General features: G+C 66.4%; 16 protein-coding genes and 5 pseudogenes. 6 read left to right on the top strand and 15 right to left on the bottom strand.

Going from position 1 to position 20,732, the window contains the following annotated elements; all coding sequences use genetic code 11:
* Window positions 1–5: 5 nt before the first annotated feature.
* The 3 genes from OG852_RS01640 to OG852_RS01650 are packed head-to-tail and all read right to left on the bottom strand — an operon-like array spanning window position 6 to window position 2,537.
* The gene (locus OG852_RS01640) at window positions 6–830 is read right to left on the bottom strand and encodes an ABC transporter permease (protein WP_166663818.1); all 825 of its coding nucleotides are present in this window, start codon (window positions 828–830) and stop codon (window positions 6–8) included.
* Window positions 817–1,632, bottom strand: coding sequence for an ABC transporter permease (locus OG852_RS01645; protein WP_133917953.1), 816 nt, complete (start codon window positions 1,630–1,632; stop codon window positions 817–819). The genes OG852_RS01640 and OG852_RS01645 overlap by 14 nt, the downstream gene beginning before the upstream one ends.
* Window positions 1,629–2,537: an ABC transporter ATP-binding protein gene (locus tag OG852_RS01650; protein WP_166663817.1), complete on the bottom strand. Its 909-nt coding sequence runs from the start codon at window positions 2,535–2,537 to the stop codon at window positions 1,629–1,631. The genes OG852_RS01645 and OG852_RS01650 overlap by 4 nt, the downstream gene beginning before the upstream one ends.
* A gap of 876 nt (window positions 2,538–3,413) precedes the next feature.
* Between OG852_RS01650 and OG852_RS01655 the strand changes: the two are divergent.
* Window positions 3,414–4,787: pseudogene (locus OG852_RS01655) on the top strand (IS1380 family transposase); the annotation flags it as partial.
* A 3-nt stretch (window positions 4,788–4,790) separates the two neighbouring features.
* On the opposite strand, the pseudogene OG852_RS01660 reads toward OG852_RS01655, so the two are convergent.
* From OG852_RS01660 to OG852_RS01675, 5 genes and pseudogenes are all read right to left on the bottom strand, one after another.
* A pseudogene (locus OG852_RS01660) lies at window positions 4,791–5,272 on the bottom strand (transposase); the annotation flags it as partial.
* A 123-nt stretch (window positions 5,273–5,395) separates the two neighbouring features.
* Window positions 5,396–6,588: pseudogene (locus OG852_RS01665) on the bottom strand (IS110 family transposase).
* A 135-nt stretch (window positions 6,589–6,723) separates the two neighbouring features.
* On the bottom strand, window positions 6,724–6,993 hold the full coding sequence (locus OG852_RS50825) for a group II intron maturase-specific domain-containing protein (RefSeq protein ID WP_443064497.1): 270 nt from the start codon (window positions 6,991–6,993) through the stop codon (window positions 6,724–6,726).
* A gap of 206 nt (window positions 6,994–7,199) precedes the next feature.
* Window positions 7,200–7,949, bottom strand: a complete 750-nt coding sequence (locus tag OG852_RS01670) for a transposase family protein (protein WP_330346860.1) — start codon at window positions 7,947–7,949, stop codon at window positions 7,200–7,202.
* 76 nt (window positions 7,950–8,025) lie between these two features.
* On the bottom strand, window positions 8,026–9,030 hold the full coding sequence (locus OG852_RS01675) for a reverse transcriptase domain-containing protein (protein WP_330346861.1): 1,005 nt from the start codon (window positions 9,028–9,030) through the stop codon (window positions 8,026–8,028).
* A gap of 986 nt (window positions 9,031–10,016) precedes the next feature.
* Here OG852_RS01675 and OG852_RS01680 point away from each other — a divergent pair.
* The 5 genes and pseudogenes from OG852_RS01680 to OG852_RS01700 form a co-directional block, all read left to right on the top strand.
* A pseudogene (locus OG852_RS01680) lies at window positions 10,017–10,202 on the top strand (DNA helicase); the annotation flags it as partial.
* Between the two features lie 171 nt (window positions 10,203–10,373).
* Complete coding sequence (locus OG852_RS01685) at window positions 10,374–11,537, top strand: IS256 family transposase (protein WP_330351376.1); 1,164 nt, start codon at window positions 10,374–10,376, stop codon at window positions 11,535–11,537.
* Between the two features lie 29 nt (window positions 11,538–11,566).
* The gene (locus OG852_RS01690; RefSeq protein ID WP_133918023.1) at window positions 11,567–12,034 is read left to right on the top strand and encodes a hypothetical protein; all 468 of its coding nucleotides are present in this window, start codon (window positions 11,567–11,569) and stop codon (window positions 12,032–12,034) included.
* A 335-nt stretch (window positions 12,035–12,369) separates the two neighbouring features.
* Complete coding sequence (locus tag OG852_RS01695; protein ID WP_133918025.1) at window positions 12,370–12,906, top strand: DUF4240 domain-containing protein; 537 nt, start codon at window positions 12,370–12,372, stop codon at window positions 12,904–12,906.
* A gap of 470 nt (window positions 12,907–13,376) precedes the next feature.
* Window positions 13,377–14,193 (top strand): annotated as a pseudogene (locus tag OG852_RS01700) (IS5 family transposase).
* 8 nt (window positions 14,194–14,201) lie between these two features.
* On the opposite strand, the gene OG852_RS01705 reads toward OG852_RS01700, so the two are convergent.
* From OG852_RS01705 to OG852_RS01735, 7 genes are all read right to left on the bottom strand, one after another.
* Window positions 14,202–15,407: a cytochrome P450 gene (locus OG852_RS01705; protein ID WP_133918026.1), complete on the bottom strand. Its 1,206-nt coding sequence runs from the start codon at window positions 15,405–15,407 to the stop codon at window positions 14,202–14,204.
* A 61-nt stretch (window positions 15,408–15,468) separates the two neighbouring features.
* Window positions 15,469–16,338: an acyl-ACP desaturase gene (locus OG852_RS01710; protein WP_133918027.1), complete on the bottom strand. Its 870-nt coding sequence runs from the start codon at window positions 16,336–16,338 to the stop codon at window positions 15,469–15,471.
* Window positions 16,335–17,204 carry an SAM-dependent methyltransferase gene (locus tag OG852_RS01715; RefSeq protein WP_330346862.1) on the bottom strand — a complete coding sequence of 290 codons (870 nt, stop codon included), beginning with the start codon at window positions 17,202–17,204 and terminating at the stop codon, window positions 16,335–16,337. Before OG852_RS01715 ends, OG852_RS01710 begins: the two co-directional genes overlap by 4 nt.
* Window positions 17,201–17,476, bottom strand: coding sequence for an acyl carrier protein (locus OG852_RS01720; protein ID WP_133918029.1), 276 nt, complete (start codon window positions 17,474–17,476; stop codon window positions 17,201–17,203). Before OG852_RS01720 ends, OG852_RS01715 begins: the two co-directional genes overlap by 4 nt.
* Window positions 17,407–18,006 carry a PaaI family thioesterase gene (locus tag OG852_RS01725; protein WP_208117410.1) on the bottom strand — a complete coding sequence of 200 codons (600 nt, stop codon included), beginning with the start codon at window positions 18,004–18,006 and terminating at the stop codon, window positions 17,407–17,409. The genes OG852_RS01720 and OG852_RS01725 overlap by 70 nt, the downstream gene beginning before the upstream one ends.
* Window positions 18,003–18,872, bottom strand: a complete 870-nt coding sequence (locus OG852_RS01730) for a ferritin-like domain-containing protein (RefSeq protein WP_133918030.1) — start codon at window positions 18,870–18,872, stop codon at window positions 18,003–18,005. Before OG852_RS01730 ends, OG852_RS01725 begins: the two co-directional genes overlap by 4 nt.
* Entirely contained in the window at window positions 18,869–20,566 is a 1,698-nt protein-coding gene (locus OG852_RS01735; protein WP_330346863.1) for an AMP-binding protein, read from the bottom strand. The genes OG852_RS01730 and OG852_RS01735 overlap by 4 nt, the downstream gene beginning before the upstream one ends.
* Window positions 20,567–20,732: the final 166 nt, after the last annotated feature.

Consider the following 20,732-nt stretch of genomic DNA (forward strand, 5'->3'; position numbering starts at 1 on the left):
CCGGGTCACATCAGGAAGTCGCTCCCGGATCTGCGGGCGCGGCGGGCCTGCCAGGTGATGCCCGCGAGGGCGAGCAGCGCCCAGACGAGTCCGGTGAGGGCCTCGGCTGCGGCCTGCGGCAGCGGGTTGCTGCCATCGGTCCAGGCGCGCAGGGCGGCCACGCCATGGGTCAAGGGCAGGACGGAACCCACGAGTCCGGCTACACCGTCGGGCTGGAGGGAGAGCACGCCCCCGGAGGCGAGGATCAGGTAGGCGCCGAGGTTGGTGAGGAAAACGTCGGCCCGGCGCGCGACGGCGACCACGGCCACCGCGAAGCCGAAGCAGCTGGTGGTGAGGGCCATCAGCAGGTAGAGAGGGAGGGCGGCGACGAGCCGGGTGGTCAGGCCGGGGTCGCCGGAGATCAGGGCGGCCACAGGCACCGACAGCAGGGACGCCATGAATCCCTCGGCGGTGTAGGCCACCCAGCGGGCGGCGACCAGACCTGCGACCGGCAGGTCGGTCATCCGCAGGTGGTAGAGCGTGCCCTGCACGCGCTCGTTGATCAGCACGTCGGGCCCTTTGAGGGCGGTGGCGTTGACCATGGCGTAGGCGCTCGCCCCGATCGCGGCGCCCACCGCTCCGGTGTGACCGCCGGCGGCTCGGCCGAGCAGGACGAGGAAGGCCGTCTGGAGCAGGGCACGGGGCAGCACGGTCGCCAGTAGGATGGACGGCGGGTACTCGACGAGGTATTCCCGCAGTCCCAGGACGGCGGTGCGGCCCAGGGGTTCGAGGAGGCGGGGCACGCCGGCGGCGGCCGGAGCCGAGGATCGCACCGGATCAGAGGATTTCAAGGCTGCCCTCCTTGCGTGCGGCGTGAACGACGCGGCCGAACGCAGCCCGAGCGGCGGCCGTGTAGACGGCGCCCGTCAGCAGCAGGGCCCACCAGGCGTGGAGGTCGGTGTGGCCGTCGGCCGCCCCGATCAGCAGCACTTGGGTCCAGTGCAGGCTCAGCGCGGACGACACAGGCCGCAGGAACGCGGGCAGTTGGTCGAGCGGGATCAGCAGCCCGCCCAGGATGAGGACTGGATACATGATCACTTCGGCTATCCGGATCGCGGCCCCGGTGAGCAGAAAAAGGCAGGCGATGAGCAGACCCAGGGGCAGCGCGGCGGCGAAGCCCAGGAGGAGGGCGGCCGCGAAGACCAAAGGGTCGGCCAGGTGCACGGGGGTGCCGTAGAGCATGGCGAACACGCCGAGGGAAGCGAGCGTGACCAGCGCCGAGGTGCCGGCCGCGGCCACCGCCTTGCCGACGACGACGGCACCGAGCCCGCCGGGCCTGGAGCAGATGCCCGGCAGGGTACCGGCCCACAGCTCACGGCGAAGGACCATGCCGGCCTGCCACACCGTGGCGGACCAGACTGCGATCAGTCCGCTCCCGAAGAGCGCGGTCGCCGGGTCAATCGATCCGCCGGCATCCGCCGTGAGGGTGATCAGCGCGAAGGCCACGGGCTGCACGACAGCGGCGATAACCATGCTCAGGGGACTGCTGCCGCGGATCTGCACCCGGACGGCGGCCAGGACGACGCGCACCCAGGACAGCCGCGTCCTAGCCGTGTACGAACCCGCCTGCAGTGCCGTGGACGGGGCACTCATGACACCGGCTGCTTCCGCTCGGCAGCGGCGAGTTCGGCAAAGACCTCGTGCAGTCCCGACGGTGTCACCTGGACGGTCGCGATCTGCCGGTCGGGCCAGAGCCCGACCAGGGCGCGCAGCGCATCGGGGCTCCAGGAACGGAGGTTGATGCGGATCGTCCACCCATCGCCGTGTTCCTCCGCACGTTCGACCCACGCCTCGTCAGAGCTGGGGAAGGCGTCGACGGCGGGTAGCCTGCCGTGTCCCGTCAGGTCGACGACGGCCGCCGTGCGGGCGCGGGCGAGAAGGTGGGCCAACGGCATGTCGTGCAGGACGTGGCCGTGGTGCAACACCACTACGCGCTCGGCGAGTTGCTCGATGTCCTGGAGGTAGTGGCTGGTCAGCAGGACGGCCGTGCCCTCGTCTCGCATCCGGGCGACGGCGGCGCGGATCTTGACGGCCTCGGGCCAGTCCAGGCCCACCGTGGGCTCGTCGAGGAGCAGCAGTTGCGGTCTGGTCACCATGCCGATCGCGAGGTGGAGTCGCTGGCGCATGCCCTTGGAGTACGTCTCGACGAGGCGGTCGGCGGCAGCGTCCAGGCCGACGAAGCCGATGGCCTCTTCGGCCGCGCGCTTGAGGACCGTGCCGCGCAGGCCGGCGAGGGAGGCGAAGAACCGCAGGTTGTCGCGGGCCGACAGGCGGGCGTACAGGCCGCGGTCGCCGCCCAGGACGAGGGACAGCAGGCGCTGCGCCTCGCGCGGCCGGGTGACCACGTCATGGCCGCAGACACGGACGGTGCCCGAGCTCGGCAGCAGCAGAGTCGAGGCGATCTTGAGCAGAGTGGTCTTGCCTGCTCCGTTCAGCCCGAGCAGGCCGACGAGCTCACCCGCCTCCAGAGAGAGACTGACGTCATCCAAGGCGGACACGTCTCCCGCAGCGGTCCGGAAAGAGCGGGACACGCCGTGCACTTCGAGGACATTCATGGAGATCCCTTCGGAATTTCCTGACGGCGACTGATTCGAACATCGCTAAAGGCCCCCGCGCTTCCGGCATTCCTTGCGGAAAGAAACCTTTGACTTCATGGAAATTCTCGCGGATCAGGCGCATACAAGGGGGGATCGGCCGTGCGGACCGATTGCGAAATCGCCTATCGGCCCGCACGGCCAAAGGGAGAGCGTCAGATCTGCTCAGCCATCATGGCAGCGCCGAGGAGGTTCTCCTCGTCGATGACCAGCTCGATGATCTCGTTCGCAATCTCCGCAACCATGGTGGTTCCTTTCTCCATTGGAGCTCCACCTCGGAGCTCCATGACTGAGACAGTAGAAGCTCGTGTCATGGCTGTCAATAACTGAGTCAACATCTCTCTTAAGGGGGTGCTTGCGGGACTGAACGCGATCGGAAAGCCGTGCGTCGCTACTAGGAGTTCTCGCAGGTCCCGCGCTCGCAGCACCCAGCTGAACAGCGCAGCCAGAGATCTTTGACGGCACAGGCTCTGGTCAACCGGGCGGCTCGGGCCGGAGCGGGCGCGGCGGCGAGGAGCACGCGCAAGAGGCGAGCACCGTCCACCGAGGATCGGTTGGACGGCGGTGAGGTAGCCGGGGAGGTACTCACGCAGGTGGGAGCGGAGATTGTTGCCCGTGGGGAATAACTCCTGGCCCCACCTACGGGCTTGGGTTCTAGCCTCGCGCTTTCATGAAGCGGACTGTCCGACAGGTGATCAGGCAAGCAGAAAGTGCCTCTGACCAGCGAGAATGAGGATTGCTGAGTTCCTTGTTCCCGCCCCTGTCGGAAGCACTTTCCAGGTGAAGCAGACATGCGGGTCCTACCCGCAGGTCCGTGTCCGGGACGACGGCCGAGCCGTGGTCTCGCAGGCCGGTTCGGTCCGGCTGGTCGAAACGGCACGCAAGATCGGCCTTGACCGGGCCATCTCCGCAGCGCTCGCCCCCTGGCGGAAGCCGCGGGCCGTCCACGACCCGGGCAATGTCCTCCTGGACCTCGCGCCGGCGGTCGCGCTCGGCGGGGACTGCCTCGCCGACGTCGCATTACTGCGGTCCGAGCCGGCGGTGTCCGAGCCGGCCGTGTTCGGACCGGTGGCTTCCGACCCGACGGTCTCCCGCCTGATCGGCACCCTCGCCACCGCCGGCGGGAAGGCACCGACCGCGATCCGCGCGGCTCGGGCCGAAGTCCGCAGCCGCGTCTGGGAGCTGGCTGCAGGTCGGGCTCCGGACGCCGACGGGCGGGTGACCGTGGACCTGGACGGAGTGCTGGTCGTCGCGCACTCGGACAAGCAGGACGCCGCCCCGACCTGGAAGAAGACCTACGGCCACCACCCGCTGATGGGTTCGTCGACCACGGACCGGGCGGAACCGGCGAGCCGGTGGCAGCCCTGCTGAGGCCGGGCAACGCGGGCTCGAACACGGCCGCCGACCACATCAGTGCCGCCCGCCTCGCTCTGGCCCAGCCGCCGAAGAAGTACCGGCGCGGGCGGCAGACCTCATCCGCTGCGATTCCGCAGGCGGCACTCACGAGTTCGTCGCCTGGCTCGCCCAACGCGGGCGTGGGCTGTCCTACTCGGTCGGCATGGTGATCACCGAGGCCATCCACCAGCACGTCCACAAGATCCCGGCATCGGCCTGGACCCCGGCCGTCGAGACGGACGGCGAGGTCCGCGACGGCGCCTGGGTCGCCGAACTCGCCGACGACGTCCTGGACGGCTGGCCCAAGGGCACGCAGCTGATCGTCCGCAGGGAACGGCCACACCCCGGTGCCCAGTTGAGAATCACGGACGCCGACGGCATGCGGATCACCTGCTTCGCCACGAACACCCTCGACCGGCCGATCGCCGAGCTCGAGCTCCGCCACCGGCTGCGGGCCCGCGCGGAGGACCGCACCGGGCCGCGCGTTCGACCGGCCTGCACAACCTGCCCCTGCACGACACCGCGCAGAACGGTATCTGGCTGGAGATCGTCCAGCTCGCACTCGACCTGCTGGCCTGGATGCCCATCCTCGCCCTGACCGGCCAGGCAAGGCTCTGGGAACCGCGCCGCCTGCGGTTCCGCCTGTTCTCCGCGGCCGGCCAGCTCGTCACCACTGGCCGGCGCCGCATCCTCCGCCTCGCCCGCCACTGGCCCTGGGCCCACGAGATCACATGCGCCCTCGCACGGCTCACCCTCCTGTTGGAATGCGGTGTGGTCGTCCTGCCACTGCTTCGTCAGCCGGGTCACGTAGCCGCAGACAGGCCCGACGTGCCGCCGAGGAACTGCTCCAGCGCGGGAACGAAGTCCCCGGACGACAGGCCGTGCAGGTACAGCAGCGACCGTACCTCGGAGATCTTCGGTGACTTGCGGCACCAGGGCGGCAGGATCTTGAAGGAGAACCGATTGCGTTCCCCGGTCTCCTCATCAATGCGGCGGTCGTTCACCCGCGGTGCCTTCACCTCCACCGGCCCTGCCGCAGTGACCACGGTCCGCGGCCGGTGGAAGCCGTTGCGGACCACCAGGCGCCGACCGACCCCGTCCGTTTCGGCCGCCAACTCGCCTACGTACTGGTTGACTTCGGCCTCCAGGGCGGCGGCGAGCATCCGGCGGGCGCCCTCACGCACGATCTCGTCGATCAGGGAGCCAGATTCGGTGGAGCCCTCGTCGGTGACTACCCTGAGCACGGGCATGCCTTCCCGACCCGCGCTGCGAACGCGGGCCTACTCGGTGACCGTCAAAGGATCATTCGGGAAGGTACGCCCTCCGCGTCTCTCCCGGATCCACAGACATCCGAGCTTGCTAAGAAGTCAAGCCGCGAGCGTCACCGGCGGCGTGGACGCGGCGGGAAATGCCTTGCCGGGATCGCACTTCTGCCCGGTCTGCAGGCAGTGGTGGAGGCATCCCAGGAAGCGGGTGAAGACGTTGCGCATGGCGGCGGTGTGCCGGTCGCCAAGGTCCCGGCGTCGGTCGTATTCAGCCTTGACCTGTGCGGAGGGCAGTGCGCCGAAGATCCAAACGTAGCCTGCGGCGGCCAGGCGCTGGTTCTTCACCCGGCGGTGGCGCACGAGGTGGCTCTTGCCGCTGGCGATGGTGACCGGCGCCGAGCCGGCATACGCCTTCAGAGCGCGGGCGTCGGCGAAGCGGGTGCGGTCGTCGCCGATCTCGGCCAGGACGCGTGCGCCGGTGAGCGGACCGATCCCAGGGAAGCTGCCCAGGATTTCTGCGTCCGGATGGCCGGCGAACGCCTCGGCCGCAGCCTCCGCGAGGTCGTCGGCTGCCCGGCAGGCGGCATCCAACTGGGCGACCAGCGCGAGGGTTTGGCGTCCCATGGCCTGCTCGACGAGCGGCGGCTGGTGCAGGTAGTCGCCGGTGAAAAGGGTGCGCAGCCGTTCCACCCAGACCTCGATGTTCCGCTGCCGTCCGGATCTGCGCAGGGCGGCCCGGAGCTGGGCACGGGTCAAGCGGGCAGCGGTGTGCGGGGCGGGTGCCACAGCGAGGACCGCGCGGGCCTCCCGGGAGTCCAGGCCCACGCCGCGAACGGCGAACGCCGCGAGGGCGGCCGGGTAGTACTGCTTGAGGTGCGAGCGCAGCTGGTTGTTGAGCTGGGCTCGGTTCCACACGGTGTCCTGCTGGGCGCGGGCGAGGACCGCGATCGCGCGTACCAATTCGGAGTCGGCGGGCAGCGGCCGGTGCATGTCGGCGTCGGTCCGCAGGACGTTGGCCAGTGTCATCGCGTCGGCGTGGTCGGACTTCGCGCGGGCACTGCGGTGCGCTCGCGGTAGCGCGCCACCGCCATCGGGTTGATCGAGTACACCTTGCGGCCGGTGGTGCGCAGGCAGGCGAACAGCAGGCCGCGGGCGGTCTCCACCGCGACCGGTATCGGGGCTTCAGCGCAGTCACCGGCTTCTACGAGCAGGGCAAGCAGCTGGCGGAAACCGTCCGCGTCGTCCCTGATGCGCTGCTTGGCGACCAGCTTTCCCGCCTCGTCGATCAGCACCACGTCGTGGTGGGGTCGGCGCGGAGCGCGGTACTGGGATTGCTCCCAGCCCGTTTCTCCACGCCGCCCTCCCGAACCGGACGTGCGAGTTGGCCCCGCATCCGGCTCTCCACAAGCCCCGTTGAGCAGTCGCTTTCCTCAGATCGTGCTGGGCCACGGAGACGGAATTGTCGTCCCCCGAGGCCGGTATCGCGTGGTGACTACCGAACCCGGGTTGAACAGGACGACGTCGCCGTCGTGCGGCCACCGTCCGCCGTCGCAGTAGCGGCGGCGGAGTTCCCTCCACCCGGTGCCGAGGTGCTTGCGGCGGAGCCATCCCAACACCTGGCGCCAGACGATCATGCGCAGGTATTGGAAGGACCGGGCGGACACCCCGGGGCGGAAGTAGGCGGTCCAGCCCCGCAGCACCTGGTTGAGCCGGTGCAGCAGGACTGCCAGCGGCAGGCTGACGTCATCCGGCAGAGCGCCTTCGTCTTGGCCTTGACGGACCGAAGTGCCTTCTTGGCCGGGTAGTTGTAGACGTACTGCCGGTCGGTTCCTCGCTTCTGGTGACGCTGGATGCGCCAGCCGAGGAAGTCGAGGCCCTCGTCAATGTGCGTGATCAGTGAGCGTTTTCAGCGTTGACGCTCCAGGGTGAGGACGGCAGCGGCGATGACCGTCATGCCGTTGGGGCTGCAGCGGGCTCTGCGGAAGACGCGCCAGGACTTCAGTCTGGCGATGCTTCGTTCGACCGGTGCTCGTGCCGCTGACAGCGCCCGGTTGATCGTTCGCTGGGTCGCGGTGAGGTCCTGGTGCGGAAGCCGTCTGACGGGCGTGGTTACCCAGGAGCCGGCCCCGATGTAGGCGCGGTCGGCCAGTACGGGCACGCCCTGGCGTTCGCAGATCCGGATGATGCGGTGGGTGCGGGCCGCGGTCAGGTCGTGGGTGCGGCCGGGCAGTGCGGGCGAGATCCACAGCAGCTTGCCCGCAGGGTCGGCGACGACCTGCACGTTCACGCCGTGGCGGCGGTGCTTCTGGGAGAAGTCGGACCGACTGTCACCGACCCGGTCGCACTCGGCGAGCGTTCCGTCGAGCAGGACGTACTGGGGATCCGTTTCCCGCAGGACCCGCAGCAGCCCGGGCGCCCGGCGGGACAGATGGCCGACGACGGCGGTGACGTAGGCATGGGCAGTGCCGACGGATATGCCGAAACCGGCGGCGATCTGCGCGAGCGTGTCGTGCCGGCGAAGGTAGACCAAGCCGACGAGAGCACGCTGGTGCGGCGGAAGCTTGCAGCGGCGGTCACCCTCACGGGTGACGATGAGCATGGTGACCCACTCGATCAGAGCGTGCGAGAGGTCGAGTGAGGCAGGATAGGGAACCAACGAGGCTCCTGCGCTGATGAGTTGAGACGTCGAACACCTCTCTCAACGGCACAGGAGCCTTGTGCGTTGCGCAAGGTCACCCCGTCACCCGACCGGTGGCCACTCTGAAAACGCTCAGTGTCTTCTCCTCCGAGAGCCGCAGGCCGACGGTGGAGAGGACTTCCGCCACTTCTAGAAGCAATGCCTCGGTGTGGGCTCGGGTGCCCGACACCAGAATGACGAAGTCGTCCGCATACCGGATCAACCGGTAGTTGGGCAGCCCCTTCTGGCGTCGTGTCCACCGTTGCTTCGTCGTGGACTGCGCCCCGCCGGGAGCCTTGACGAAGTGCTCGTCCAGGACCGAGAGGGCCACATTGCTCAGCAATGGCGAAAGAATCCCGCCTTGCGGGGTGCCGGTGACGGTCTCCTTGGAGGTGCCAGCCTCGGTGAGGATGCCCGCCTTCAAGAACGCCTTCACCAGCGCGAGCACGCGCTTGTCTCCGATCCGAGCCCGAACCCGGTCCATCAGGGCCGAGTGCGAGATCTCGTCGAAGCAGGCCGTGATGTCGCCCTCCAGCACCCATTCGTATGTCTTGGATGCCAGAAAGCGTGTCTCGGCCATCGCGTCGTGCGCCCGCCGGTTGGGGCGGAAGCCGTACGAGCACGGCGCAAAATCCGCCTCGAAAATCGGCTCCAGCACCAGCTTCAGGGCCGCCTGGACCACCCGATCGGCCACACAAGGAATCCCAAGACGCCGTCGCTTGCGCGACCCCGGCTTGGGGATCATCCGTTCCCTGACCGGCACCGGACGGAAACTGCGGGACTTCAACTGCTCCCGCAGCTCGGCGAGGAACTGAACCTCGCCGATCCGTTCCCGGACGAAGGCGGCGGTCATCCCGTCGACTCCGGCCGAGCGTGCGCCCTTGTTCCCCGCAACCCGCTCCCAGGCCATGGCCAGGAACGCGGGATCGCAGACGAGGTTGTAAAGATCGTCGAACCGACGATGAGGATCGTCGTTCGCCCAACGGTGCAGCTTGGTCTGGATCTCCAGTACCCGTCGCTCGCCCCGGAACGAGCCGAGCGGCAGATCACTCGTATTCACCAGCGTCCTCCCGGTCTTCCAGTACTTCCACTACTGACTTGCTGGCTCCCTTGGCCATGCGGCCGGCTTTCCCGGCCTCGGACTACTACGGAGCCTCCGCCCCGCCCGGCGCCAACAGCAGACGACGCGCCTGTCCTTCCGCCGTGCTGGCTGCACGGGGCGAGGACGCCACCGGACGGTTCCCACGTTCACTTGACAGTCGATCGACGGGTGAGGCGCCCAGCTCTACCCCTGCGGCATCGCCACGGTTACGCCGCAGACATTCACCGTGGCCTCCTGGCCGTTGATCACATGGCGACCAGGAGTTACCCGCTCTCGCACAAGAAGCGGGTACACACCGCGACCAGCCCATATCCGCCAGATTTGAGCTGGTGGGCCGTTAAGGGGCGTCGGACACTGGTTCCTCTCGTACACCTTCCCGTCTCGCTGACCGGACCCGCGCCATCTGGCAGTACTGGCACGTCCCGACGTTGTCAGGGCTGCTCCCACCCTCCCCGGCGTCTCCCGGATCAGGCTGCCCTCAGCTTCACCCGGCCGCTGCGACGGCCAGGAGTCGAAGGTCTCTCACCTCCGCTCGACTTCAAGCGCCTCGTGGCGCACGTGGTCTTCCGCCCAGTCGATCCCGCACGTGATCGTCAACTTCAAGCTCCCTACTCTTCGTGCTCGTCCTGGTGTGAGCCTGCGCAGGGCGCGCCGCGACCTAATAGGAGGGCTCGATGGCCCGACATCCGATGAGCAGTTCGCAGCCCCAGCTCCCCGCACGGTCCCCGGTCTCTGGAAGGAGCTCGGCGGCTCACGTGGTGAGGGAGAGGTGGCCGTACGGACGGCTCAGGTCACGATCATGACGTCATCATGGAGATGTGCGACGAACTCCGGCAGATGCACGGTGACGGGGCCCTCTGCCTGTGGAGAGGAGTCTGGCTCCAGGTCTTGAGTAGGTCACCCGTCACCGTGCACTGCTATTAGGTCTTGAGCATTGCTCGAATCCCGAGCGAGGCGAGGTCCGCTTCGAGCACGACCACTACCTGAAGATGTGGGCTCTGACCGAACCGAAGATCGAGACCGACTTCCTTTGCCTCGACGAAGCCCACGACACCAACTCGGTCCTTGAACAGGAATTCGTGGCTCGACGAGGCCATGCCCAACTCGTGATGATCGGCGACTCCGCCCAAGGGCGCTGTCACGTTGGCTGAGCGGGGGGAGTGTAAATCTAACGGCGGATCCGACGATCATGAGAGAGACGTCAAGTGACTGACACCGCCGTGGAGTTGGAGACCGTGGAGCCTGTCGAGAGTGCCCGGTTGGGGCAGCCTGAGCCCGTGTCGGATGAGCAGCTGGTCGCGATGCTGGTGGAGCGGGCCCGGTCGGAGGGACTGCAGTTGACCGGGCAGGGTGGGCTGCTGCAGCAGCTGACCAAGCGGGTCCTGGAATCGGCCCTGGAAGGTGAGATCACCGATCACCTCGGCTATGAGAAGCACGATGCCGGCGGCCGGGGCAGCGGCAACTCCCGCAACGGGAGCCGGGCCAAGACGGTGCTGACCGACGTCGGCCCGGTCGAGGTCAAAGTCCCGCGTGACACCTCGGGCACGTTCGAGCCGCAGATCGTCAAGAAGCGGCAGCGGCGGCTGACGGGAGTGGACGAGATGGTCCTGTCGCTCTCGGCGAAGGGCCTCACTCATGGGGAGATCGCCGCTCACCTGGCCGAGGTCTACGGGGCGGAGGTCTCCAAGCAGACCATCTCCACCATCACCGACAAGGTCATGGACGGCATGGCGGAATGGCAGAGCCGTCCTCTCGACCGCGTTTACCCCGTTTTGTTCGTCGATGCCATCTACGTGGTGATGGCGGTGACCGTGGACGGCACCCGCGACATCCTCGGCATCTGGGCCGGCGACGGCGGCGAGGGCGCCAAGTACTGGCTGCACGTGTTCACCGAGCTGAAGAACCGCGGCCTGGACGACGTGCTCATGCTGGTCTGCGACGGGCTCAAGGGCCTTCCCGATGCGGTGGAGGCCGTCTGGCCTCGCACGATTGTCCAGACGTGCGTCGTTCACCTGCTGCGCAATTCGTTCCGTTACGCCGCCCGCCAGGACTGGGACAAGGTCGCAGGGGCCCTCAAACCCGTCTACACCGCACCCAGCGAGGACGCCGCGACGGAGCGGTTCCTGGAGTTCCAGGAAGCGTGGGGCCGGAAGTATCCGGCGATCGTGAAGCTGTGGTCGGACGCCTGGGCCGAGTTCGTGCCCTTCCTCTCCTTCGACGTCGAGATCCGCAAGGTCATCTGCAGCACGAACGCGATCGAAAGCGTCAACGCCCGCATCCGCAGGTCCGTCCGTGCCCGCGGCCACTTCCCCAACGAGGCCGCCGCCCTCAAGTGCATCTACATGGCCCTGATGAGCCTGGACCCCACGGGCAAGGGCCGCAAGCGGTGGACCATGCGCTGGAAAGCACCCCTGAATGCGTTCCAGATCGCCTTCGAGGGTCGCCTGACCCCGAGCAACAACTGATCACTCAACAACCAAGATCAGCCGTTAAATTGACACACCCCTTCCTCGCATGGCTCGCCGACCGCGGGCGCGCGATCGGGCAGTGCCAGCAGGCCGACATCGGCGCCTGGCACACCGAGAACCTGGCCACCCGCCGTCCGTCCCAGTCATTCCTGCGGTGGTGCATGAAGACTGGCCGGATGCCCCGCCTCACTCTGCCGCCCGCGGTCATCACTCAGGACTCGGAACCGCTGCACCAGCACCGCCGGCTCGCGATCCTCCGCCGGGTCCTCAACGACGACTCCTTGCCCCTGCGGGCCCGGGTCGCCGCTGCCCTCGTGCTCCTCTACGCGCAACCCGTCAGCCGCAACGTCCGCCTCACCATCGACGACATCACCGACGACGAGACCACCGTCACCGTCCAACTGAGAGAGCCGCCGTCCCCGCTGCCGGAGCCCGCCGCCGACCTGATGCGGGTCCTACATCCGGTCCCGACAGCAGATGCCCTACGCCAGTAGCAGAAGCTCACAGTGGCTCTTCCCCGGCCGCCAGCCCGGACGGCCCATGAACCCGGTCAGCCTCCAGGTCCACCTCCGAAAGATCGGCGTCCCGCCGCAACGAGGAGGACCTCCGCGATCCACCAGCTCGTCCTCCAAGCCCCGGCACCCATCATCGCGAAGGCACTCGGCTACCACGACAAGACCGCCACCCGCCTGGTCACCGAAGCCGGAGGAACCTGGAGCCGATATGCACCCGGCGACCACACATGCTGACAGAACCGACGTGGCTGCTCTGAAGGGCCAAGCTCCCGCGACCGGCCCGATGTCAGTACCAGGTGGCAGGCTCTGCCTCCATGAACAAGCAGCAGTTCTGGCAGCTCATTGAGGAAGCCCGCAATCAGGCATCCAACCCGAACGACGGCGAAGCGGTCGCTCGCGAAGCGACCTCGCTGCTGGCCTCCCGGCCGGTCGAGGAGATCATCGCAGCTGAGCAGGTGCTGTCGGAGCTAATGGTTGACTCGTACACCAATCCTCTGTGGGCCGCTGCTTACATCGCCAACGGTGGGTGCTCTGACGACGGCTTCGACTACTTCCGCGGCTGGCTGATCGCTCAGGGCCGTAAAGTCTTCGAGCGCGTAGTCGCTGATCCCGATGCCCTGGCAGAACTGCCCATCGTTCGATCCTCCGCAGCCGACGGTGTCGACCTGGAGGGTGAGGACATGCTGGGCATCGCCTGGAACGCACACATCTCGGCGACCGGTGATCAACTCCCCGCGAGCCCACCCACCATCCGCTACCGGGAGCTGGACCCCACCTGGAACTTCGATTTCGATGACCAAGACGAAATGACTCGCCGACTGCCCCGCTTGGCAGCTCTCTATCTGGAGTAAGCGGAAGCTCGCAGTCACAAGACGAGGTCAAACAGCGGAGGGCGAGACTCCCGAACATCACTGTCCGCCACTCCATCAGGCCATGAACCCGTCTCGGCTGACGAATACGCGACACCTCAACATGTGGGCCTACCAGTCTCACACCCGTAGAAGTGCAGCCGGACCAGCAGGGCGCCGAAGCCTGTCGGGCGTCGCGGCGGTACGGCGGCGCGGGGCGAGTCCTGGGGCCTTTGGGTGCTCGCGGTACCGGCTGCGGTGGCGGTGCTCGAAGAGCCTGGGTCAGGGGCGTCGGAGCTGACGGACATGGGCGGACCTCGCGCTGTCTCGGCGGCGCACCGGGCGCCGTCACCGTGCAGGGCGGCGGGGCGACGCCCGGCAGGTGTCCGGCCGTGAAGTCGCCCCGCACCCGGCCGATTTCGGCCGCTGCCCTAAGATCGTGTCCTACGTGGTGAGGCGTCGTTGACCTCGGTATGGGGCGGGGGACGTGGAGTTGGATTGTTCCGGACGGGCTGTGGGAGATCGCGAAGCCGCTGATCCCGCCGTCGAGGGTGCGGCCGCAGGGCGGCGGAACACAGGACACGCCTGATGAGACGCTGTTCGCGGCCATCGTCTACGTACTGGTCAGCGGCTGCGCCTGGCGCCAGCTGCCGCCTTGCTTCGGCATATCGAAGTCGACGGCTCACCGCCGGTTCCTGATCTGATCGAGAGCCGGTGTCTGGGGGCGGCTGCACGAGGCCGTGCTGCACCGGCTGGACGACGCCGGCCTCATCGATGTCACCCGCGTCGTCCTGGACACCGCCCATGTCAGGGCTAAAAAGGGGCAAGCACACAGGTCCGAGCCCCGTGGACCGGGGCAAGCCGGGTTCCAAGATGCCCGTCCTGTCGGACGCGAACGGACTGCCCCTCCTCGTCGGCGTCTCGGCCGGCAACACCCACGACAGCGACGGGCTGAAGCCCATGGTCGAGGGGCACCAAACGAGACACGACCCCCACCGCGGCCGGTACTTCAAGCCCCAGCGCCTCCACGCAGACAAAGCCCACGACCGCGCCGACCTGCGGAAATGGTTACGCGGCAAACGCATCGGGGTACGGATCGCACGCAAAGGCATCGAGTCCAGCGAACGATTGGGCCGCCGCCGCTGGGTCATCGAGCGGACGATGTCCTGGCTGTCCGGCCACCGACGCCTGAGCCCTCGCTACGAACGCAATCCCCGCAACCACCTGGCATTTCTCGGCCTGGCCGCCGCCCTCTGCTGCTACAAACGACTCGTCCGCCTCACCACGTAGGACACGGTCTAAACCCCCTCACCGGTCAGCTCCAGGGGCAGCTCGCGCAAGCCACGGAAGCTGACATTGGGGCGCCAGACCAGCTGTTCGCTGGCGAGCTCGATCTTGGAAAAGCGTCGGAGTAGCTCCGTCAGCACGATGGAGGTCTCAAGTTTGCCGAGTGCCGCGCCGATGCAGTAGTGGGGTCCACCGCTGAAAGCCAGCGTTCTCGTTCCGGTGCGAGTGAGGTCCAGACGGTCGGGATCCGGATAACGGGCGGGATCGCGACTGGCCGCCCCGAGAAGTAGCATGACCTTGGCTCCCTCGGGGAGTGTGGCGTCTTCCAGGCGGACTTCGTCCGTTAGAATTCTGGAAACAATCTGCACAGGTGCGTCGTATCGAGTGATCTCAGTTATGGCATCGCTGATCATGCCGGGGTTGTCGCGCAGCATTTGCAACTGGTCGGGGTGCCGGAGAAGTGCCAGCATACCGTTTCCGATCAGATTGACTGTCGTTTCATGGCCCGCGACGAAAAGGAACAGGACATTGGCGATGATCTCGCGGTCGGTCAGTCTGACACCATCGACCTCGGCGTGCAGGAGGAGAGACAGGATGTCTTCCCGTGGTACGGATCTACGCTCGTCGAGTTGATCGGCCACGTATTCTCGAAATTCCACTTCCGCGGCATTCATACCGACCGTGTCCTCGGAGGTGATTGAGGGGTCAATCACGCGGCTTATCTGTTCCGTCCAGCGGCGACAATGGTCTCGATCGCGTGCGGGAAATCCCAGAAGTTCGCAGATTACGGTCACCGGGAGAGGCAGCGCGAGGCACTCGATCAGGTCGGACTCACCTTCACCCATGACACTGAGCAGCCGGTTCGTTTCGGTGGATATACGCGGCCGAAGCCGCTCCACGGAGGATCGGGTGAAGACCTCGCCAATCACCCTGCGAATCCGCCTGTGCGCCGGACCGTCCAGCATGAGCATCCAGTCCTGCACACTCCGCATGAGCGGACTTTCCGCGCCGCCGCGCCGGTTGGCCCATGTTTCATTGCGGTAGAATTCACTCGAAGCTGCCGGTGCATGGAGTACGGTATCCACATCTCTGTAGCGCGAAATAACCCAGTATCCGAAATGCGATTGATGGATCGGGTCAATTTCCCGTAGGCGCCGGTAGATGGGATATGGATCGGACCGCATGGATGGATCCCGGGGATCGAAAATTGGCGTCATTCCGTCCTGTCCCTGTGGTGATATGCCCGTCCCGGCTCAGGCGGGCAGCTGCCCGAGCCGGTCAGATCGAGCGGATGCGGTGTACGAACTCGGCCAGGTCGGAGGCTGCAGCATCGCCTCTCGATGTGGCGAAATCCTTGACGTGGCGCACGAGCGCGTCGTACGCCTCGGTGTGGTCGTACGATGTGGCATCCATGACTTTCAGGGACCACCGCCAGTACCCGTTCAGCGTGTCCGCCAAGGGCATCCGAAAAGTCGACAACACATCTTTGAGATCGGGTACGGTCGCCGCGAGCCCGTGTCGCTTGATGTAGGCGCCGATGAGCTCGGAGTAGAAGGCGAAATGCCGCGCCTCGTCCCTGGCCAGCCGATGCAACAGATCACGCAGCACCGGCTCCTTGGCCACCGCCTTAAACCGTTGGTAGAACAGCTGAGTGGCCTTCTCCTGGACCAGCGTATAGGTGAAGGCCTGTACTGGCTCCTCGTACGGCAGCGCGAACTTCTTCCGTCCCTCCTCGGCCAGTTCCCGCATCAGCTCCTCGGGACTTCTGATGCCGGCCTCGATCTGGTATCTGGCGAGCACCGAGGCGTGCCGCTCCTCCTCGTTCGCCCAAGAGACCAGGAATCGGAAGTACTCCCGGTTGAAACAGAACTCCTCTATCGATAAATCCTCACCCGACACGGGGAAAGCATCAAGGAAATACGTGAGATAACCGGGAATGTGGTCCTCGATAAAGGTGATGAACCGGACCACAGACCTGTCGGTGTCGGTGAGTGCTTCCGGCCGCAGCATCCCCCAGGAAAGTTCCTCGATCGACCATTGCCGTGTGTCGGCACGACTCACGGCCTTCCGCGTCAACTCCCGCATTTCCCCGGGGGGGAGGAAGAGTCCGGACCGCTGCAGATCTGCTTGGGGCAGTGGTTCGTTCATGGAGCCTTCGCCTGACCCATCCGGGATTTCACCGCAGTCAGTGCGTAGTGTTTGGTGGTGTAGCCCCAGCCGGCGTTAGCCGTTCGCAGATATCGAAGAAGTGGCTCGCTCATGCCCGGCGCCGTCATTTCGACTCGGTCACGCGCGGCTTCAAGACGCTCCTCCCACTCCTCGATGGTGCGGTGGTAGTGAGCGGTGAGGTCGGTCAGCGCGGCGAGACTGAACCGGGCTGATTCCAGTGCCTCCACCAGTACCGAGAGCGGCACCATGTCGGCGAACCCGAAAATGTCCTCCGTGACGTGCCGGGTATGCGGCCGACGCGAGAACTCTGCATAGATGGCGCGGTCCCGGAAGCAGCTTTCCGACAGGTACAGGGCCCCACCGCGCCGTAGCAGCCCGTACACCTTGTCCAGTACCTGAGTCCGGTTCGGCATGTGCACGATAGAGCCCAGCATGGTGACTGCATCGAACGGGCCGGGCGTCTCGGTTTCCGTGAATGAACCGACTTCCAGCGTGACCAACTCGGCCACGCCAGACTTCTCCGCCTGCACCTGAATGTACTCGGCCTGCGGACGCGATGGGGTGACGCCGGTGACATGGCATCTGTACTCCTGCGCCATGAACAAGATGAGGCTGCCCCAGCCGCAGCCGACGTCGAGAATCCGCTCGCCACCAGTGAGGCCGAGCTGCCGCGCGACAAAGTGCAGCTTGTTCGTCTGCGCCTGGTCGAGATCGGTGTGTTCATCGGTGTACAGCCCTGAGCTGTATTTCAACCGCCGGTCGAGGTAAAGAGCGAACAGCTCAGCCGGCAGCTCGTAGTGCTTGTTCGTGGCCTGACACGCCTGGTCGGCAGAGTTCGTGATCATGACTCGGACCGTTCTCCGCTGACATACTTCTCGATGATGGCGACCAGTTCGTCCACGGTCGTCGCGGCGAAGACGGCTTCGTCGTCCAACTCGATGTCCCAGTGGCGCTCCAGCTTGGATACCACTCGCAGCAGCCTCAGCGAGTCGGCGTTGGGCAGGTTCTTGAGTACATCGGCGCCGCTGATGCCGGAGGCGGAGGTCTTCAGTTCGGTGGCGAGACAGTCGATGGCGACCGCGGCGATCTGTTCGCGTGTGGCGGACTCGGCGGGCATGATTCTCCTGTTGTTCCGTGGTCGAAATAGTGCTGGATGCGGCCGAAAGCGGTTTCATCCAGACCCATCAGCCTTTTGGCCTGCTCGGAGCGGATGGGCTGGTAGGTTCCGGTGGCCATCACGTGCAACTCGTCGCCGGGTCCGGTGATCTCGGCCTCGGTGTGCAGCACCCCGTTGCCTCGGCCGGTGATCCGCGCGACAGTCAGATACGGTTCTCCCACCCTGAGAGGTAAGAACATCTTGCTGCGTAGGGTCACGGTGAACGCGAGCATGCCGTGGACCAACGCGAGAGTGTCGCCCATCACCTCGTCCACCAGCACATTCACGATCCCGCCGTGCACGATCCCCGGGTAGGACGCATAGTTCTCCGGGAACCTGGTATCGGCGGCGTAATCGCCGTTGTCCAGCAGTTTCATGCGCAGCTTGAGCCCGATCGGGTTACGCGGGGAGCAACCGAAGCAGTTGAATGAGGGTTCCGAGTCCCATGGAAATGCGACCTCTTCGCCGGTGGTATTCCGTGCGGCACTCATACGGATGCCTTTTCCGTCCCTGACTCTTCTGTGGCGATCGCCCGCCGCACGTCGGACATCTTGGTCAGCTTGTAGCCGGTGAGCGTGGAGAAATACTTGAAGAGCTGCTCGCAGCACTTCGCCCATTCCGAGCCGCTTACGTCCACCTTGGCGAAGTAGGCGAACATCTCGTCAATGGTCTCGTGGTTCTCCAGTTCAGGCAGGTTCCCCTTGAACCGACTGACCGGATGGCGGTACATATCACGTGTCGTACCCATATAGATGTACAGGGTCTCCAGAACCGACGCGCGTTCCTCCGGCCGCTCTGCCAGTTGTTGTGCCGTGTAGTGAACGAACTCGCGCGCGTGCCGTGCTTCGTCACCGCTGGCTTTCTTCAGGATCGCGGCGAGCACCGGCTCATGCATGCTGCGAGCGACGCTTCTGTAGGCGTGGGTGGCCAGCACCTCGCAGATGACGTTGGTGGCCAGGGTGGCCGCCCGAGTCACCCCCGGCGGGTACGCCTCACGCATCGAGGCGGTCGTGCCGAAAGCGATGCTGTGCCCCGCCAGTTGCAGCCATATCTGGAAGGCGAGATGGTGCTGGATTTCCTGGTAACCCCAGATGCACGCGAACTGCGAGAAGTCGTAGTCCATGGCGAACTCATTGAGTAGTCCATGGGTGGCGGCGACGACATTGGATTCGCCCACGATGGCACCTTTAGCGAACACGATGTGTTCAGGCAGCACCAGGTCGGCTCGGAACGCATCCCACGGGATGTGGTGCAGTTCCCAGGTCGCGTGCTGGTAGCCGGCGAACACCCGTGCGCTGTGCATCTGATCGTCTTCGAGCAGGGGCACGCCGGCCGGTGACGTCGTTTGGCTCTTCACGCCCGTTCTCCTTGGTCTGGAAATCTGGTTGCGGGGACCACCTCGGTGTCGCCGGCGGTCACACGCCGGGCGGCCAGCACGCGTTGCCACTTGCCGCTAGTGGTACGGGGAAGCCAGCGGGGTTTGACCGCGTAGACGCGCACATGCGGCAGATCCAGCTCGGCGCTCACTGTCCTGCGGACCTCCTCACAAACCGAGGCGGGATCGTCGGCGGTCTCCACGATGACTCCGATCAGCTCGCCGCCTTCGGTGTCGGTGTCGGAGAAGGCGACGCAGCGTCGGCGGTAGACGCCCGGTACGCTGCGCGTGACGGCCTCGACGTCGTCGGGGAAGAAGTTCTGCCCGTGCACCACGACCATCTCCTTGCGCCGCCCTGCGACGTACAACTCGCCATCGAGCAGGAAACCTAGGTCGCCGGTACGCAGCCACCGATCGTGGAACAACTCCGCAGTCGCGTCGGCGTTGTTGAAGTACCCGCTGGTCACCGGCTCTCCCGAGATCTGAATCTCCCCGAGCTCACCGTCGGCGGCCAACTCCCCGTCCTCACGGACGATACGCAGATCAACACCGTGAACGGCGCGGCCGACCGAGACAACCGGTTTGGCCCGGGGCCCGGTCTCCTCGACCGTACGCACAACACCGGTTGCAGCCAGTTCGGCGCGATCCACCGCGCGGATCCTCGCGGTGTCGCCGGGGCGGGGAAAGGCGATCGCCAAAGTGGCCTCGGCCATGCCGTACACCGGGTACATCACCGACGGGCCGACGCCGCTGGGCGCCAGTGCCTCGGTGAAGCGCCGGACGGTGGCCGCGCTGACCGGTTCGGCACCGTTGAAAGCCAGCCGCCAGCTCGACAGGTCGAGCGTGGCCAGTCGTTGCGCGGGGACGTGGTCGAGCAGGTAGTCGTAGGAGAAGTTCGGTCCGGTGAGCACAGTGCCACCGTGTGCGGCGAAGTGCTCGAGCACCGCGCCCGGCCGGCGGAGGAAGACAGTCGGAGAAAAGACGTGGACGTCAGCCCCGTTGAGCAGATGGGACAGCAGACCGATCAAGCCCATGTCATGGAAGGTCGGCACCCACTGGACGAACACGTCATCCGGGCTGAACGCGCCCGACGTCACACAGGCCCGCAGACCGGCCAAGGCGGTCGAATGAGGAAGCATCACGCCCTTGGGCAGACTCGTGCTGCCGGAGGTGAACTGGACGACGGCCAGAGAGCGGGGATCGATGACGGGCAGGGTAAGTGCGCTGCCCGTGCCGCTGCGCGAAGGTGGGGGCACGAGTGTCAGACCGGTGCTCTCCGTGGTGACTTCGCGGCCGAGAGCGTCGTAGCCGGGGTCCAGTACGAGGTGGCGCATGCCCGCCGCGGCGACAATGGCCGCGAGTCGGCGCCCCGCACCCCGCACATCACCGAAGCCGGCCTGGATCGGCAGGACGCTGACCGCCGCTCCGGCCCGCCACAGCCCGAAGACCGTGGTGAGGAACTTCGCCGCAGTAGGCACCAACACGCCCACGATCTCGCCGGGCTGTATCCCGGCACGCAGGAACTCGTGCGCGGCCGCAGTTGCTGCGGAGTGCATCTCTGCCGCCGTGATCTCGTCTCCCACGGCAGGAAATGCCGCCCGGGAATCCGGCGACGCCTTCGCCAACCGGGCCAGGCTCTCCCCCAGGGTCAGGCCGTCGAGCAGGGCAGGTCGCATGGGTCGCCTCACGCTGCTTCCCTTCGGTAGTCGGTACCTCGCCCGGCGCCGGCCTGGGTCGGGAAGGCCCACAGCATCCAGGTGGGGCCGCTGTGGGAGCGACGGGCGCACAAGTGGGAGAGGGACACCTTCCCACCGATCCACAGCGGATCGGAGCCACGAACGC

It is taken from the genome of Streptomyces sp. NBC_00582 (genome assembly GCF_036345155.1).
Lineage (GTDB): Bacteria > Actinomycetota > Actinomycetes > Streptomycetales > Streptomycetaceae > Streptomyces.